This is a genomic window from Nocardioides sp. (assembly GCF_964229035.1).
GTDB lineage: Bacteria > Actinomycetota > Actinomycetes > Propionibacteriales > Nocardioidaceae > Nocardioides.
In genome coordinates this window covers 1-15805 of the sequence record NZ_CAXRAZ010000049.1, presented here as the reverse complement: position 1 = coordinate 15805, position 15805 = coordinate 1, and the positions used below count along the sequence as shown (strand labels likewise).

General features: G+C 73.4%; 10 protein-coding genes and 1 pseudogene. 6 read left to right on the top strand and 5 right to left on the bottom strand.

The annotated features are described in order from the left end of the window. Positions 1-10 precede the first annotated feature (10 nt). The gene (locus ACERUN_RS15240; protein ID WP_370290884.1) at positions 11-4213 is read left to right on the top strand and encodes an alpha-(1->3)-arabinofuranosyltransferase family protein; all 4203 of its coding nucleotides are present in this window, start codon (positions 11-13) and stop codon (positions 4211-4213) included. Here ACERUN_RS15240 and ACERUN_RS15235 read toward each other — a convergent pair. Then, positions 4117-5274, bottom strand: a pseudogene (locus tag ACERUN_RS15235) (acyltransferase family protein). The gene ACERUN_RS15240 and the pseudogene ACERUN_RS15235 sit on opposite strands and share 97 nt — an antisense overlap. Before the next feature lie 68 nt (positions 5275-5342). Next, the gene (locus ACERUN_RS15230) at positions 5343-7268 is read right to left on the bottom strand and encodes a hypothetical protein (protein WP_370290883.1); all 1926 of its coding nucleotides are present in this window, start codon (positions 7266-7268) and stop codon (positions 5343-5345) included. A gap of 202 nt (positions 7269-7470) precedes the next feature. Between ACERUN_RS15230 and ACERUN_RS15225 the strand changes: the two genes are divergently transcribed. Continuing rightward, positions 7471-8418, top strand: coding sequence for a DUF3068 domain-containing protein (locus ACERUN_RS15225; RefSeq protein WP_370290882.1), 948 nt, complete (start codon positions 7471-7473; stop codon positions 8416-8418). Positions 8419-8481: 63 nt separating this feature from the next. Here ACERUN_RS15225 and ACERUN_RS15220 read toward each other — a convergent pair whose 3' ends face one another. After that, the gene (locus ACERUN_RS15220) at positions 8482-9330 is read right to left on the bottom strand and encodes a class I SAM-dependent methyltransferase (RefSeq protein ID WP_370290881.1); all 849 of its coding nucleotides are present in this window, start codon (positions 9328-9330) and stop codon (positions 8482-8484) included. Positions 9331-9497: 167 nt separating this feature from the next. Between ACERUN_RS15220 and rpsA the strand changes: the two genes are divergently transcribed. Next, positions 9498-10970 (top strand): 30S ribosomal protein S1, encoded by a 1473-nt coding sequence (rpsA, locus tag ACERUN_RS15215; RefSeq protein WP_370290880.1) that lies wholly within the window; start codon positions 9498-9500, stop codon positions 10968-10970. Positions 10971-11092: 122 nt separating this feature from the next. Further along, positions 11093-12040, top strand: coding sequence for a GlxA family transcriptional regulator (locus ACERUN_RS15210; protein ID WP_370290879.1), 948 nt, complete (start codon positions 11093-11095; stop codon positions 12038-12040). Here ACERUN_RS15210 and ACERUN_RS15205 read toward each other — a convergent pair. Both ACERUN_RS15205 and ACERUN_RS15200 read right to left on the bottom strand, forming a co-directional pair. Next, complete coding sequence (locus ACERUN_RS15205) at positions 12025-13332, bottom strand: class I adenylate-forming enzyme family protein (RefSeq protein ID WP_370290878.1); 1308 nt, start codon at positions 13330-13332, stop codon at positions 12025-12027. The two genes, ACERUN_RS15210 and ACERUN_RS15205, sit on opposite strands and share 16 nt — an antisense overlap. Beyond that, positions 13329-14030 (bottom strand): TetR/AcrR family transcriptional regulator, encoded by a 702-nt coding sequence (locus ACERUN_RS15200; protein WP_370290877.1) that lies wholly within the window; start codon positions 14028-14030, stop codon positions 13329-13331. Before ACERUN_RS15200 ends, ACERUN_RS15205 begins: the two co-directional genes overlap by 4 nt. Positions 14031-14156: 126 nt before the next feature. Here ACERUN_RS15200 and ACERUN_RS15195 point away from each other — a divergent pair, with 126 nt between their 5' ends. Both ACERUN_RS15195 and coaE read left to right on the top strand, forming a co-directional pair. Further along, complete coding sequence (locus tag ACERUN_RS15195; RefSeq protein WP_370290876.1) at positions 14157-15110, top strand: NAD-dependent epimerase/dehydratase family protein; 954 nt, start codon at positions 14157-14159, stop codon at positions 15108-15110. An 87-nt stretch (positions 15111-15197) separates the two neighbouring features. After that, positions 15198-15791 (top strand): dephospho-CoA kinase, encoded by a 594-nt coding sequence (gene coaE / locus ACERUN_RS15190; RefSeq protein ID WP_370290875.1) that lies wholly within the window; start codon positions 15198-15200, stop codon positions 15789-15791. The last annotated feature ends 14 nt before the right edge of the window (positions 15792-15805 follow it).

Here is a 15805-nt window from a genome sequence, read left to right as displayed (position 1 = left end):
ACGAGGTGGCGTGATCACCGCGCCGACCCCGCTCCCGCCGATCCGCCGCAGCCGCCTCGTCGCGTGCTGCGTCCTCGTCGTCGGACTGCTCTTCGTGCAGGATGCCGGGCTGCTCGTGCCCGACACCAAGTTCGACCTCGTCGCAGCGCCCCTCGACTGGCTCTCGCGCGCCCTCCACGTGTGGGACGCCGAGGGCGGTTTCGGCCAGGTGCAGAACCAGGCCCACGGCTACCTGTGGCCGATGGGGCCGTTCTTCGCGCTGCTCGACACGCTCGGGATCCCGGGGTGGGTGGTGCAGCGGCTGTGGCAGTCGCTCGTGCTCGGTGTGGCACTCGTCGGGCTGGCGCGCCTCGCGCGGGCGCTGGGCGTGCGCTCGGACCTCGCCTGCCTGGCGGCGGGCTTCGCCTACGCGTTCTCCCCGCGCATGCTGACCTCGCTCGGACCGATCTCCATCGAGGTGTGGCCCAGTGCCGTGGCGCCGTGGGTGCTGCTGCCGCTGGTCGTCGGTGCCGAGCGCGGGTCCCCGCGCCGCGCGGCCGCGCTCTCCGGGCTGGCGGTGGCGATGGTGGGCGGCGTCAACGCCGCGGCGTCCTTCGCGGTGGTGCCGCTGGCGGCGGTGTGGATCCTGACCCGGACGCCGGGCGCCCGGCGTCGCGCGCTGCTGCTCTGGTGGCCCGTCTTCACCGCCCTCGGCACGGCCTGGTGGATCGTCCCGCTGCTCGTGATGGGGCGCGTCAGCCCCCCGTTCCTCGACTACACCGAGACGAGCGCGCTCACGACGTTCCCGACGACGCTCTTCGACGTGCTGCGCGGCACCTCGCACTGGGTGCCCTACCTCGACCCGGCCTCCCGCGCCGGCAACGACATCATCACCACCGGCTGGCTCGCGGTGAACACGGCCGTGATCGTGGTCGTCGGCCTGGTCGGACTGCTCGACCGGCGCACGCCCCAGCGCACCTTCCTCGTGCTCGGTCTGGTCACCGGCGTGCTGCTCGTGGCGGCCGGCCACCACGGCGCCGTCCAGGGATGGTTCGCCGGCGAGGTGTCGGCCCAGCTCGACGGGGTGCTCGCCCCGCTGCGCAACGTGCACAAGTTCGACCCCGTCGTTCGGGTTCCCCTGCTGATCGGGCTCGCCTTCGCCCTCGACCGGGTGATCGCGCGAGGGAGGGTGGGGGCGACGGATCCAGCGGCCCCCTCGGACGCGGATGCACCGGCGCGTCCGGCGCGCGCGGATCGGGCGGCCCGGCGCGATGCCGTCGTCCTCGTGGCGGCGGTGGTGCTCGGCATCGTCGGCACCGCCTCGCCCGTGATCACCGGCCGCGCCGAGGCTGCGGGCGCCACGCTCGGCGTGCCCGACTACTGGCGCCAGGCGGCCGCCGACGTCGCTCGCCGCTCCACCGGCGGCACCACGCTCGTGGTGCCGGGCTCCGCCTTCGCCGAGTACCTCTGGGGCGATCCGCGCGACGAGCCCATGCAGTGGCTGGCCGGATCGCGCTGGGCGGTCCGCAGCGTCGGCATCCTGGCGGAGCCGGGACTCATCCGGATGCTCGACGGCCTCGAGCGGCGCTTCGCCGAGGGCCGGGGATCGGCCGGACTCACCGCGGCGCTGCGCCGCGCCGGTGTCGAGCAGGTCGTGGTGCGCAACGACCTGCGACCGTCCGACGACGTGCCGTCGCCGGCGCTCGTACAGCAGGCGATCGCTGCCTCGCCGGGGCTCGTGCGCGTCGCCTCCTTCGGCCCCGTCCTCGGCGGCGACCAGGTCACGGTCGCGACGGGTCGCCGCATCGTCTTCGACGCCGGACGCCGCACCGCGCGGCCGGCGGTCGAGATCTACGCGGTCCAGGGGTCCTCCCCGGCGGTCTCCGTCGCGGACCCGAGTGTGGTCGCGGCCGGGTCCGACGACCTCGCTGATCTCACCGACGCCGGTGTCATCGGCGCCGCGCCGGTGCGACTCGCCGCCGACGTCGAGGGCGATCGCACCGCCCGCCCGCGCCGCGTCGTCCTCACCGACGGGCTGCGAGCGCGCGAACGGCTCTTCTCCCGTATCCACGACGGCGCCTCGGCCACCCTCACACCAGGCGACCGCTCCCGGATCCTCGGTCCGGTGCGCGACGTCCTCGACGCCGAGGATCGCGATGATCGCTGGTCGACGACCGCCCGTCTCGTCGGCGCGCGTGCCATCGCCGCCACCTCGGCGGCCTCGGACGCGGACGCGGCCGGCGGCAGCGACCGCGGCCGGCTCGCCTATGCGGCCGTCGACGGCTCCGTCGACACCGCCTGGCGCTCGGCCCCGGGCGACCCGACGCCGAGCTGGCGCATCGACCTGTCGGCGCCGCGATCAGTGACGTCGGTGCGGCTGCGGTCACCGGACGACGCCTCCGAGCAACGGCTGCGGGTGGTCACCGACCAGGGAGCCGGTCGTGCCGTCACGATCAGCCCGGGCGGGTCGCGGGAGGTGCGTCTGCCGAGGGGCGCAGACGGCACCGTGCGATGGATCGCGGTCGAGCAGGCCGAACCGACCGGTGATCTGCGGCTGGCCGAGGTGGTCATCCCCGGGGCCCGCTTGCGGCGCGTGCTCGACCTGCCGAGGCTCCCGAGCCGGTGGGGTGCGCCGGACGTCGTGTCGTTGCGCGCCGACCGCGACGGTCGCACCGGCTGCGTGCGGGTGGGCGCTGCCGCTCGGTGCGCGGCCGGCGACGCGCGCACCGGCGAGGACGGACTGCGGCTGGCCCGGTCCTTCGAGCTCCCCGAGGCCCGCACCTACGAGGCGAGCGTGCGCGCCGTCCCGCGCGGGGGCGCCGCCCTCGACGAGCTCGTCCTGCAAGGACAGCCCGCGTCGGTCGCGGCGTCGTCCACTGCGCTGGCGGATCCACGAGCCGGCGCCGTCGCGGCGATCGACGGCGACCCCGGCACCGCCTGGCTGGCATCGCTCGGCGACGAGCGACCGACGCTGCGGGTCGGGTGGCTCGGGGTCCGACGGGTGAGCGGCCTGACGCTCGCGCTGGATCGTGCGGTGGCTGCGCGTCGTCCGACCAGGGTGGCCCTCGACTTCTCCGACGGTCGCACCGTCACCCGCCGCGAGACCGATCTCGACGCCGACGGAACCGTACGGGTGCCGCCGGTGCGCGCCGACCGGGTGACGATCACCGTGCTGGCCGCCGAGACGGCGGGCGAGGTGGTCGATGCCCGTGACGGTGGCGAGGTGGCTCCCACGCCCGTGGGAGTCAGTGAGATCGGCATCCGCGGACTCCCGGTGCTGCCCCTCACCCTGCCCGCCGCGCCGGTGAGGTTCGCCTGCGGCACCGGCCCGCAGGTGCAGGTGGCCGGGCGTGTGCTCCGCACCGCGCTGGTCGCCTCCCCCCGACGTCTGGCCGCCGGTTCGGTCGTGCCGGCCGAGCCCTGCGACGCCGATGCGACGGTGACGCCCCTGGCGGGGCCGGTCGAGGTCACGGCGGCGGCCTCCGCGACGTCGGTCGCCGACACGATCGTGCTGCGCGCCGTCGACGACCCCGGGGAGCCGTCGGTCGGGTCGGCCACGGTGCGCCCCGACGGACCGGTGGTGCGCCGACTCGGAGTCGGGCCTGCGGACGGCCGCGCCGGCTCGACCGTCGTCGCCGTGCGCGAGAGCGCGAACGTCGGCTGGAGCGGCCGATCGGCGGGCGCTGAGCTCGCCGCCGTGACGCTGGACGGCTGGCAGCAGGGATTCGTCCTCCCGCCGGATGCCGAGCGGGCAGCGAGCGCCACGATGGTCTTCGCGCCCGATCGTCCCTACCGGCTTGGCCTCGCCGGCGGGATCGTGCTCGCTCTCGTGCTCCTGGCGGCGGTGGCGGGGCTCCGCGGTGCCACCTCCGCGGCACCGGCGCTCGCCGATCGCGACCTCCCGGCCGCGCCGGCGTGGGCGGTGAGCACAGCCGTCGCCGTCCTCGTCGCAGGGACCTCCGGTCTCCTGCTCGCCGCGGTGGTGGGGGCGGCGATCACCCTGGCCCGCCGTCGCAGCCTGTCGGACGACGCACTGCCGTGGCTGCTCGCCCTCCCCGTGCTCCTGGCCGGCCTCGTCTACTCGCTGCGCCCGTGGGCCTCACCCGACGGGTGGGCGGGTCAGATCGTCTGGGTCGGTCACCTCGCGCTGGTCCCGCTGGTGGCGCTTCCGATCCTCCGGGCGGGCCATCGCAGGTCCTTGAGGCGCATGGTCGGGCGCTCGACGAGGCGGTAGGCCACCTCGGCCGCGATCAGCGACGCTCCGAGCGTGATGGCCCAGAGGCGCCAGAAGTGGCCCTCGAACAGGTCGTACCCGAGCGCCGGTGCCACGAGGTCGAGGATCAGCAGGTGCACGCAGAAGAGGCTGTAGGACGTGATGCCGAGATGGCGCGCGGGCCGGGCCGAGAACACCCGGGCGAAGCGCGACGAACCCTCGGCACCGATGCCGGTCAGCACCAGCAGTGCGCCGATGAGCGCGTAGAGCAGGTTCTTGGTGAGCGACTGCGCCGGGCTGGCGGGCTCCAGCAGGACGGGGCCCGCGAGGGTCGTGGTGGCGACGAGCATCAGCCCGGCGGCGAGGGTCCAGCAGGTGCCGGGTTGGCGCCCGAGGTCGAGCACGCGGGCCGCGAGCGCTGCTGCGCGCGGTGAGCCACCGTGGCCGCGGACGACGTGGGCGAGTGCGAGGGCGATACCCATGGCGAACCAGGTCAGGTAGGCCGGCAGCCACTGCAGGGGCGGCCCGTCGCTGATGCGGTCGGCCGCCCGTGCGCCCTCGAGGTGCCACCACACGCACAGGATCACCATGAGGGCGATCACCGCCAGCACGCGCATCGGCCGCCAGCGCCGTCCGGTGGCCAGCAGCATGATGAGGGGCAGCGCAAGGTAGAAGGTCATCTCGACGCCCAGGCTCCACATCTGGCTCAGCCCCGCCGGGGGAAGGGGATCGACGAAGGTCGTTGCGAAGGTCAGAGTGACGATCCAGTCACGGGGCCCGGTCGTGGAGTTCTCGTCGAGGAGCAGGAGCGCGGCGACCACGGCGACCACGTACACCGGTACGCCCCGCAGCACCCGTTTCCACAGTTAGCGCCGGACGCGGGGACGCGTCCGGCCCCGCGCGGCGCGGTCCAGGAAGGGACGGGAGAGCAGGAAGCCCGAGAGCACGAAGAAGAGAGCCACGCCGATGTCGAGGCGCGCGAGGAAGGCGCCCCAAGTGCCGTCGCCGTACTCGCCGGCGTAGAAGCCGACGTGGGTCGTCAGCACCGCGAGCGCTCCGACCGCGCGCAGCGAGTCGAGCACGGGGAACACGGGCGCGGCAGGATCGCCGGTCGGGGCCTCCGAGAGTGCCTCGGGAGCTGTGCGCACGGTCACGGCGTCGGTCCTTCCTGGGAGCCGTCGGGGCCGGGGGTGTCGTCGCCTGCGGCGGTTGCGAGCAGGCCGACCTGCACCTGGTCGACGCAGACCGTGACACCGGGATCGGTGCCACCGAGACCGATGGCGTCGAACCCGCCGTCGACCGCCACGAACAGTCGGTGCAGACCCCGCCGCAGGTCGACGACACGGGTGGACCGGCCGGCCTCGACGTCGAGAGCGGAGTCGTCGGCCGCCAGGTAGTCGATGCGGACCCACCAGCCTCGGTCGACCAGCGGGCGATCGAGAGCGAGTCGCACGCCTCCGGGGGCCTGCAGTCGCCACCCGCATCCCGGCTGAGGTCCACGGCCGGTGGTGGCACTCGGGTCGATGTCCGCCGCGACGACCCGGCCGGAATCGTCGAGGCGGTGGGGTCGCTCGGTCGCCGGGGGGAAGCGTGCGACGTCGCTGAGCAGACTCAGGAGGCGTCGCGATGAGCTGTCGCGCAGGTTCAGCGCGCCCGTCACCCGCTGGGGGAGCACCTGGTCCTCGAGGTCGATCCGCACGGGCGCGCCACCGCTCGAGGCGCGGGCGGCGTCGAGATCGGCCAGAGTCGCCTCGAGATAGGTCTTGCCCGGGTGGCCGGAGTGCCACGAGCGCGCGTAGGTGACGGTGCTGCTGACCCCGCCGATCGTCACGGCGGCGACGACCGCGGTCGCGGCCGTCACGGCGACGGCCGTGGGTCGTCGGGAACCGGTGCTCCGTGGCCGCGCACGGGCGTCGGTCCGCCCACGGGGGAACCGGGCCTCGCTGGACTCCGCTGCGCCCGGCAGCTCCATCGTCGCGAGCCCCAGCGCCAGGACCGCCGCGCAGGCGGCGTCCGTGAGGTAGCGGTATTCGGTACCCGTCACCGCTCCGACCACCTGGGCGCGGGTGGTGAGGAGTAGGAGGTAGTCGGCCGCCACGTAGGACCCGAGCAGGAACCAGGCGCGCCCGGTGCGCCGCCGCAGCCGGCCGAGGACGACGGCGCCACCTGCGAGGACCAGCCAGCTCCCCACGGCCGCCGCCGGCGGCGGATCGGCCTGCGCCACCGGAGCGATCACGTCGTCCCACCGCCAGGGGCCGCCCAGCAGCCCCGGGGCGAAGGTGGTGCCGAGCATCTCGCGAGCGAGGTCCCCGGCCACCCCGGGGCGGCGGACCGTGGCGAGTTGGGGAGCGGTCGTCACGTAGTAGACGAGATAGCCGCCGGCGCCCAGCACGCCCGCGGCGGTCGCCGCCCAGTGGCGACGCAGCACGTCGGCGAGACGGACGACGGGCCCTCCCCGGCTGAAGTAGGCGACGGTCACGAAGGCCAGCACAGGGAAGACCAGCAGCGTCTTGACGTAGGACCCCAGCCCGATGGTCAGGACGGCGGCGAGGACCGTCAGCCAGCGTCGGCCATCGCCGCGCAGGTGGCGCACCCACGCGCCGACTGCGAGGAAGAAGACGCTCTGAAGGGGCATCTGGTTCAGGCCCGCGGCCCACCAGAGGTACGCCGGAGCGGTGATCGCCGTCGAGAGGTAGAGCGCCCATACGGCCAGCACGCCCGGGCGCCGCCCGAAGAGCGTCACGAGCATCCACAGGCACGAGCACGCCGCGGCGGCCGCCATCGCGAGCGACATCGTTGCGAGGATCCGGTAGTCGGCCGGATCAGCGCGAGCCGCCAGCCAGGCCAGGGCGCGCCCGAGGGGCATGAACTGTGCGTCGTACGGCTCGAGCAGTCGGCTGGCCAAGGGGCGATCGCCGCCCTCCCGCACCAGCCGGTAGTCGTCGAGGTACCAGAAGGCGCCGTAGGCGGCCCAGCCCCGCAGTGCGAGGTGGGCGGCCAGGAGGACGGCGACGGAGGGCCACCACCAGCGCCGTGCGCGCGCGGCCATCGGGGGCGCAGCGGCGACGGTCGACACGGGCGCACTATCGCACGGCGCGCGAGCGGCCCCCGCGATCTCCCGGACCGCCGGCGGCGGACCACGCGAGAAATGTCCGATCGGTCAGATCTTGGCCGAGTGGGCCGTGACAAGGCCGGATCGGCCTGTGACCGCTGCCATACTGCGCTGATGGGCGCCTTGGGAGGGGCGTCCGACATTCCTTGGGAGGGGAACACTCAACATGCGCAAGCACCTTGCGCCGGCACTGGCAGGGATCGGCTTCTTCCTGCTCGTCGCCGGCATCATCGCGTCCGTCTGGGCGCCCGGCGTGGTCAAGAAGACGCCGCTCAAGGTCGACACCACCACGCTGCTCACCGGCGAGGCGGCCAAGATCGACACCTCCGGCCGGATGATCACCAAGCCGATCTACGCCGAGAACCGCACCATGGTCGACTCGTCGGTCTCCGACGACAGCACGGTCGTGTGGAGCCAGCGCTCCTGCGTCGCGTTCGGCGCTGAGGGCCGCTGCTTCGACCAGCGCAACCCGAACCGCATCGTGGTGCCCACCGACGAGCTCGTCACCGGCAGCTCGCTGGTCTTCGGCTCCGACCGGGTCACCGCCGAGGGTGTCGGCACCTCGCGTCTGCCGCAGAAGGTGCAGGACGCCGGCGGTGTGGCCACCAAGGGTCTGATCAACAAGTGGCCCTTCGACACCGCGAAGCGCGACTACACCTACTGGGACTCCACCATCGGCGAGGAGCTGCCGGCCACCTTCGAGCGCACCGCGCGCATCGACGGCCTGCAGACCTACGTCTTCCAGGTGCAGGCCGAGAAGGTCGCCATCGACGTCGCCCCGAACACCCCGGGCGTCTACAGCTCGACCAAGGAGATCTACGTCGAGCCGGCCACCGGCTCGATCATCAACCAGACCGAGCAGCAGGAGCGCTGGCTGGCCGACGGCACCAAGGTGCTCGACCTCAGCGTCGGCTTCACCAAGGGCCAGATCTCGGCCAACGTCGCGGACGCCGAGTCCAACCGCTCCTCGATCGCCCTCATCACCCGCGTGGTGCCCCTCGTCGGGTTCATCGGCGGAGGCGCGCTGCTCGCGGCGGCCGCCCTGCTGGTCGCGCGACGCCGCTCGCAGGTGCGCGTCGAGCGCGCGGACGGCCGGACCCTGGTCGACGCCTGATCCTCCGTTGCCCGACGGCCCCGCGAGCACCGCTCGCGGGGCCGTCGGCGTCCCTGGGCCGAGTCAGCGCGGGTCGAGGTCGGCGGCGATGATCGCCGTGCCGGGGGTGAGCCGGCCGCGCACACCGGACCAGCCGCCCCAGAGCCGCTCGTGGCCCTCGGGCCACTCCGGCTCGAGGAGCGCGACGAGGCGGAAGTCGGCGCGCGCGAGCAGTCCGACCCAGTCGCCGAGGGTGCGGTGGTGCTCGACGTAGGCGGTGGCGCCCGTCTCGTCGTCCACCTCCACGTAGGGGGTGCGGTCCCAGTACGACTGGGTGGCCGTCAGCCCCTCCTCGGTGGGGTCGTCGGGGAACATCCAGCGGGTCGGGTGCGTGATCGAGAAGGCGAAGCGTCCGCCCGGGCGGAGCACCCGTGCGGTCTCGGCCACGGCCTGCTCGATCTCGGCGACGAACTGCAGGGCGCCGAAGGAGGAGAAGACCACGTCGAAGGAGCCGTCGGCGAACGGCAGGTGGGTGGCGGTGCCGCGCACGCTCGGCACGCTCACGCCGGTGGCGTCGTCGATGCGCAGCGAGTGCTGCAGCTGACGGTGCGACAGGTCCAGGCCGATCGCGCGTCCACCCCGCGCCCGCACCCAGCGCGAGCACTGGCCGGCTCCCGAGCCCACCTCGAGGACGTCGCGCCCCGCCACCTCGCCGAGCACCCGGACGTCGTCCTCGCGCACGCCCTCGGGACCCCAGACGAAGCCGATGTCGCCGAGGAAGTCGCCGTGGGTGGCCTGGTACTCGTCGGCGTAGCGGTCCCAGTCGGCGCCGTTCGCGCGCCGCGACTCGACCTCGTCGGCGGGGCGTCGGTGGGCGCTCACCTCGGGGACGGGCCACTCGGAGGTGCCGGGCGTGCTGGGGGAGTCGGGCACCCGGCGAGGATAGGCCCCTGCGAGTTGGACTCGCCGAGCGCGGTACGCGTACGCTGGAGTGTCCGCGTGTCGTCAGGGTGTTCTCCCTGCGATCACGGACCCGCGACCGGCGACCCGTCGATCACGGCCCCTCGAGCATCTGCCCATCCAAGGACTGTCCACACTCCATGACCAGCACCCTCTCGCCCGCCATCCTGCGCGACTACGACGACAACGCCCCTCAGGTCGCTGTCAACGACATCGGCTCGGAGGCGGACTTCCTGGCCGCCATCGACCAGACCATCAAGTACTTCAACGACGGCGACATCGTCGACGGCACGATCGTCAAGGTCGACCGCGACGAGGTGCTGCTCGACATCGGCTACAAGACCGAGGGCGTCATCCCCTCGCGCGAGCTGTCGATCAAGCACGACGTCGACCCGTCCGAGGTCGTCCAGGTGGGCGACAAGGTCGAGGCGCTCGTCCTCCAGAAGGAGGACAAGGAGGGTCGTCTGATCCTGTCCAAGAAGCGCGCCCAGTACGAGCGCGCCTGGGGCACGATCGAGCAGATCAAGGAGGCCGACGGCGTCGTCGAGGGCACCGTCATCGAGGTCGTCAAGGGCGGCCTGATCATCGACATCGGCCTGCGCGGCTTCCTGCCCGCCTCGCTGGTCGAGATGCGTCGCGTGCGCGACCTGCAGCCCTACGTGGGTCAGACCCTCGAGGCCAAGATCATCGAGCTCGACAAGAACCGCAACAACGTGGTCCTGTCGCGCCGCGCCTGGCTCGAGCAGACCCAGTCCGAGGTTCGCCACGGCTTCCTCACCCAGCTGCAGAAGGGCCAGATCCGCAAGGGTGTCGTGTCCTCGATCGTCAACTTCGGTGCGTTCGTCGACCTCGGCGGCGTCGACGGTCTGGTCCACGTCTCGGAGCTGTCCTGGAAGCACAACGACCACCCCTCCGAGGTCGTCACCGTGGGCGACGAGGTCACCGTCGAGGTCCTCGACGTCGACATGGACCGCGAGCGCGTGTCGCTGTCGCTCAAGGCCACCCAGGAGGACCCCTGGCAGCACTTCGCCCGCACCCACCAGATCGGCCAGATCGTGCCCGGCAAGGTCACCAAGCTGGTGCCCTTCGGCTCCTTCGTCCGCGTCGAGGAGGGCATCGAGGGCCTGGTGCACATCTCCGAGCTCGCCGAGCGTCACGTCGAGATCCCCGAGCAGGTCGTCCAGGTCAACGACGACGTCATGGTCAAGATCATCGACATCGACCTCGAGCGTCGCCGCATCTCGCTCTCGCTGAAGCAGGCCAACGAGACCGCCGTCTCGAGCGACGTGGAGGAGTTCGACCCGACCCTCTACGGCATGCCCGCCACCTACGACGAGCAGGGCAACTACATCTACCCCGAGGGCTTCGACCCCGAGACGGGCGAGTGGCTCGAGGGTTACGACGAGCAGCGCGCGACCTGGGAGGAGCAGTACGCCAAGGCGCACGCTCGCTGGGAGGCGCACGTCAAGCAGCAGGCCGAGGCCAAGCAGGCCGAGATCGAGGCCGGCGAGGCCAGCACCTACTCCTCGGCCCCCGAGGAGGACGCCGGCGGCTCGCTCGCCAGCGACGAGGCGCTGCAGGCGCTGCGCGAGAAGCTCACCGGCGGCAACTGATCTGCTGATCAGCCGGTGACCACCGCCGCGCGTCGAGCGCGGTAGAGCACGCACGAGGGCCCCGACCGTCACGGTCGGGGCCCTCGTGGCGTCTGCGGCCCGGACTGCGCGATGATCCACCCGTGCCGCTCACCGACGTCGCCGTCATCGCCGTGGACGGCGTCGCCCCCTTCGAGCTCGGCCTGCTCTGCGAGGCGTTCGGCCTCGACCGCCGCGACCACGGCGTCCCGCTGCTCGACTTCGCCGTGTGCACCGAGGGCGCGCGGCCCGTGCGCTCCTCGATGGGCTTCTCCCTCCAGGTCGAGCACGGTCTCGACCGGGCCGCGAGCGCGGATCTCGTGGCGGTGCCGGCGATGCCGAAGGGCCAGGCGCCCTCGGACGCCGTCCTCGAGGTGCTGGTGGCCGCCCACGATCGCGGCGCGCGGGTCATGTCGGTGTGCAGCGGCGCCTTCGCGCTCGGCCACGCCGGCCTGCTGGACGGTCGCGAGTGCACGACGCACTGGATGTACACCGACGAGCTCGCCCACCGGTTCCCCGCGGCCACCGTGGTGCCCGAGGTGCTCTACGTCGACAGCGGCCCGGTGGTCACCGGAGCGGGCAGCGCGGCCGGACTCGACGCGGCGCTGCACGTGTGGCGCCAGGAGTACGGCGCCGCGGTGGCCAGCACCATCGCCCGCCGTGCCGTGGTGCCGCCGCACCGTGACGGCGGGCAGGCCCAGTACATCGCCCGCGCGGTGCCCGAGTGCGCGGCCGACACCCTCGGCCCACTGCTGAGCTGGATGCAGGAGAACCTCGCCGACGACCTCGCCGTCGAGACGCTCGCGCGGCGCGCGCACATGTCGCCGCGCACCTTCGCCCGACGGTTCCGCGACGAGACCGGGACGACGCCGCACCAGTGGGTCACCCGCCATCGCGTCGCGGCCGCCGAGGAGCTGCTGGAGCGCACCGATCAGCCGGTCGAGCGCATCGCGGCCGAGGTCGGCTTCGGCAATGCCGCCGCCCTGCGCCACCACTTCACGCGCGTGCGCGGGGTGAGCCCGCAGTCGTACCGACGTCAGTTCGCCTGCTGATCGCCGGCGTGCGAGTGGCCGGCGGGTGAGGCGGCTGCGTCGTCCGCGAGTCGGCGGCGCAGCACCTTGCCGGTGAGCGTGCGGGGCAGTTCGGCGACGAAGCGATAGTCCTTGGGACGCTTCGGTGGGGCGAGTTCGGCGCGCGCGAAGGCGCGCAGGTCGTCCTCGCTCGCCGTGCCCACGACGCAGGCGCACACGCGCTGTCCCCACTGGGTGTCGGGCACGCCGAACACCGCGACGTCCTCGACCCCCGGGCAGGTGCCGAGCACCTGCTCGACCTCGGCGGGGTAGACGTTGACACCTCCGCTGATGACGAGGTCCTCGCGTCGCCCGTCGAGGTAGACGTAGCCGTCGTCGTCCACGCGACCGAGGTCGCCGACGGTGAAGGCCGGACCCCAGGGGGTATCGCGCCAGGCCTCGGCGGTCTTCTCGGGTGCCGCGTAGTAGGTGAAGCGGGCGAACTCGGGCACGACGCACCACAGCGTGCCGTCGTCGTCGGCGATCATCCGGCGCCCGGGCCGGGCGCGCCCGACCGTGCCGGGGCGCTCGAGCCACTCCTCGGAGCGGCAGGCGGTGAACTGCCCCTCGGTGGAGCCGTAGAACTCCCAGGTGGAGCCGGCGGGGAACTCCTCGACCAGGCGCCGCTTCACCTCGGTCGGGCAGGGAGCCCCGGCGTGCGCGACGAGCCGGAAGCAGGAGAGGTCGGGCCAGCCGACGTCGTCCCAGTGGGAGAAGAGGCGCTGCAGGTGGGTCGGGACGCAGAACATCGTGCTCGGCCGCTCGGTGGCGATCGCCGCGGTGACGGCCGCCGGATCGAACGGCCCGGGGACGACGATGCGGCCGCCCGCCAGCAGGGTGCCGAGGGCGAAACGCAGCGGAGCGGAGTGGTAGAGCGGACTCAGCACGAGGTTGACGTCGTCGGGGCCGAAGCCCCACAGGTCGCGCTCCTCCGCGACCAGCGCCTCGGCCAGTGCCGGCTTCAGGACGCCCGAGTAGACGCCCTTCGGCACGCCGGTCGTGCCGCTGGTGCAGTGCATCGGCCGCGCGAGGGGGAGTCCGGGAGGCGGCAGCAGGCCGCGCAGGACCTGGAGTGCGGCGTCGTCCTCGATGACGAGGGTGGGGTCGAGGGGGCCGAGGATGCGTTCCCGCTCGGCGGGGGTGAGGCGTGGGTCGAGGGGGATCGGCAGGGCGCCCACGGTGAGCAGGCGCCACACGGCGTCGACGTAGTCGGGTGAGCCCGGCACCAGCAGTGCGACGCGGTCGCCGCGCTCCGGCGTGACGAGGACGCTCACTGCAGACCCAGGTCGTGCTGCAGCTGCTCGATCGTCTGGGCCCAGTGGGCGTCGTCGTCGAGGATGCCGCCGCGCAGGTGGCCGAAGAGCTCGAGGCTGAGCTGGCCGAAGAGCAGGCTCCAGGCCTGCAGCCAGCGCACCAGGTGGGCGTCGTCGACGTGCTGCCCGTCGGCCAGCGCCGAGCGCACACCGGCGACGCCCGCGGTCTCCGCCTCCGACAGCGGCCGCGCGGCAGCGGGGTGCCGGCCCGCCCGGTGCGCCTGTTCGGCGATGCGCAGGATGACGGCCGAGACCCGGAGGGCGGCGGGGATCGTCGTCGGGGGAGCCGCGTACCCGGGCACTGGGGACCCGTAGAGCAGGGCGTACTCGTGGGGGTGCTCGCGCGCCCAGCGGCGCAGTGCGTGCGCGTAGGCGCCCAGTCGTCCGGCCGCGTCCTGCGGTGCGCAGGAGGAGTCGGCGGTCTCGAGCGCCGCGCCCAGCTCGTCGTAGCTCTCGATGATGAGCGCCGTCAGCAGCTCGTCGCGGCTCGGGAAGTAGCGGTAGACCGCGGACGACACCATGCCGACCTCGCGGGCGATGGCACGCAGCGACAGGGCGGCGGGGCCCACCTCGCCGAGGTGGCGGCGCGCGGTCTGCTGGATCGCGCGGGTGATCTCCTCGCGCGCCCGAGCGCGCGCTGTGCGTGGTGCCGTGGTCACACCCCCATCCTGTCGCGTTGAGAGAGCGGTGACAACAGATGAGAGCACCGCTCTTGCATTTGCGGGGACGGCGGTCCATGCTTCTCGAAGAGAGAGCACCGCTCTCGCTTTCTGAGGAGGAGAACCATGACCCGTCATCACCTCGTCGTCGGCGCCGGCCCCGTCGGTCGCCAGACGGCCCTGCTGCTCGCTGAACGCGGCGAAGGCGTGACCCTCGCCAGCCGCAGCGGCACGGGCGAGGCCCTGCCCGGCGTGCGCCGGGTCGCGGTGGACGCCGCGGACGCCGACGCGCTGGCCACGCTCGCCGACGGATCCGTCGCGATGCACAACGCGGTGAATCCGCCGTCCTACGACGTGTGGCCGCAGTGGTGGCCGCCCATCGCGGAGGCCTTCCTCACCGCGGCCGAGCGCACGGGCGCCCTGCTGGTGACCGCCGGCCCGCTCTACGCCTACGGCCCGCTGTCGGACCCGGATCGGGCGATGACCGAGGACCTGCCGGACGCGGCCGCCGGGGTCAAGGGAGCGCTGCGCGCCGCGATGACGGCCGAGGCGATGGGTCGCCACCGGGCGGGGCGGCTGCGAGCAGTCGAGATCCGCGGCTCCGACTACATGGGTCCCGGCGTCACCTCGGCCCACGTGGCCGCCGTGGCGCCGCGCGCGCTCGCGGGCAAGGCCGTGCGGATGTTCGGCGACCCGCGCCTGCCGCACTCCTACACCGACGTGCGCGACATGGCTCGTGCGATGGTGCACCTCGTCGACGAACCCGAGGGCTGGGGGCGGGTGTGCCACGCGCCCACCAATCCGGCGCGCTCCTCGGTCGAGACCATCGCTGACGTGTGCCGGGCCGCGGGCCGCGAGCCCGTGGCGGTGCGCCCCTGGCCGAGGGCGATGCTCGGCCTCGGCGGTCTCGCCGTCCCGTTCCTGCGGGAGATGCGCGAGACGGCCTACCAGTTCGAGCGGCCCTACGTGCTCGACTCATCGGCCATCACCGAGCGCTTCGGTCTCGCGCCGACGCCCTGGGAGGAGGTCTGCTCGGCCACCGCCGCCTCCGCGCTCGGCGTCGAGCGGGTGCCGGCCTGAGGCCGTCGGAGCGTGTGCAGCCCGTCCGGGCAGGGGTGGGTGAGGGGGAGTGGGCCGGTTCGTGCGTGCGCGCTCTAGTCTCGCCCCATGCGCGTCGGACTGACCGGAGGCATCGCCTCGGGCAAGAGCACCGTGTCGGCACAGCTGCGGGAGCTGGGGGCGGTCGTCATCGACGCCGACCAGATCGCCCGGGAGGTGGTCGCTCGCGGCACGCCGGGTCTGGCCGCCGTCGTCGAGGCGTTCGGCGCCGACGTCCTCACCCCCGCGGGCGACCTGGACCGCCCGAAGGTGGGTGCGATCGTCTTCGCCGACGCCGAGCAGCGCCGGCGTCTGGAGGCGATCGTGCACCCGCTCGTCTTCGAGCGCTACGCCGAGCTCGAGGCCTCCGCGCCCGTCGACGCGGTCGTCGTCCACGACATCCCGCTGCTCGTGGAGTCCGGGCGCGCTGAGGAGTTCGACGCCGTCATCGTGGTCGATGCGCCGGAGGACCTGCAGGTCGAGCGCATGGTGCGTGATCGCGGCATGAGTGAGGACGACGCCCGCGCCCGCATCGCGGCGCAGGCCTCGCGCGAGCAGCGGCGCGCGGTGGCCACCCACCTCATCGACAACGCCGGGACGCGCGAAGACCTCCGCCGGCAGGTGGGGGAGGTGTTCGCCGCGCTCGGAGACGTGGGCGCGTGAGGCGATGAGGGCCG

Excerpts from the sequence above, each read along its gene's own strand:
- ACERUN_RS15225 (WP_370290882.1), top strand. The coding sequence starts at position 7,471 with ATGCGCAAGCACCTTGCGCCGGCACTGGCAGGGATCGGCTTCTTCCTG.
- rpsA (WP_370290880.1), top strand. The coding sequence starts at position 9,498 with ATGACCAGCACCCTCTCGCCCGCCATCCTGCGCGACTACGACGACAAC.
- ACERUN_RS15195 (WP_370290876.1), top strand. The coding sequence starts at position 14,157 with ATGACCCGTCATCACCTCGTCGTCGGCGCCGGCCCCGTCGGTCGCCAG.
- coaE (WP_370290875.1), top strand. The coding sequence starts at position 15,198 with ATGCGCGTCGGACTGACCGGAGGCATCGCCTCGGGCAAGAGCACCGTG.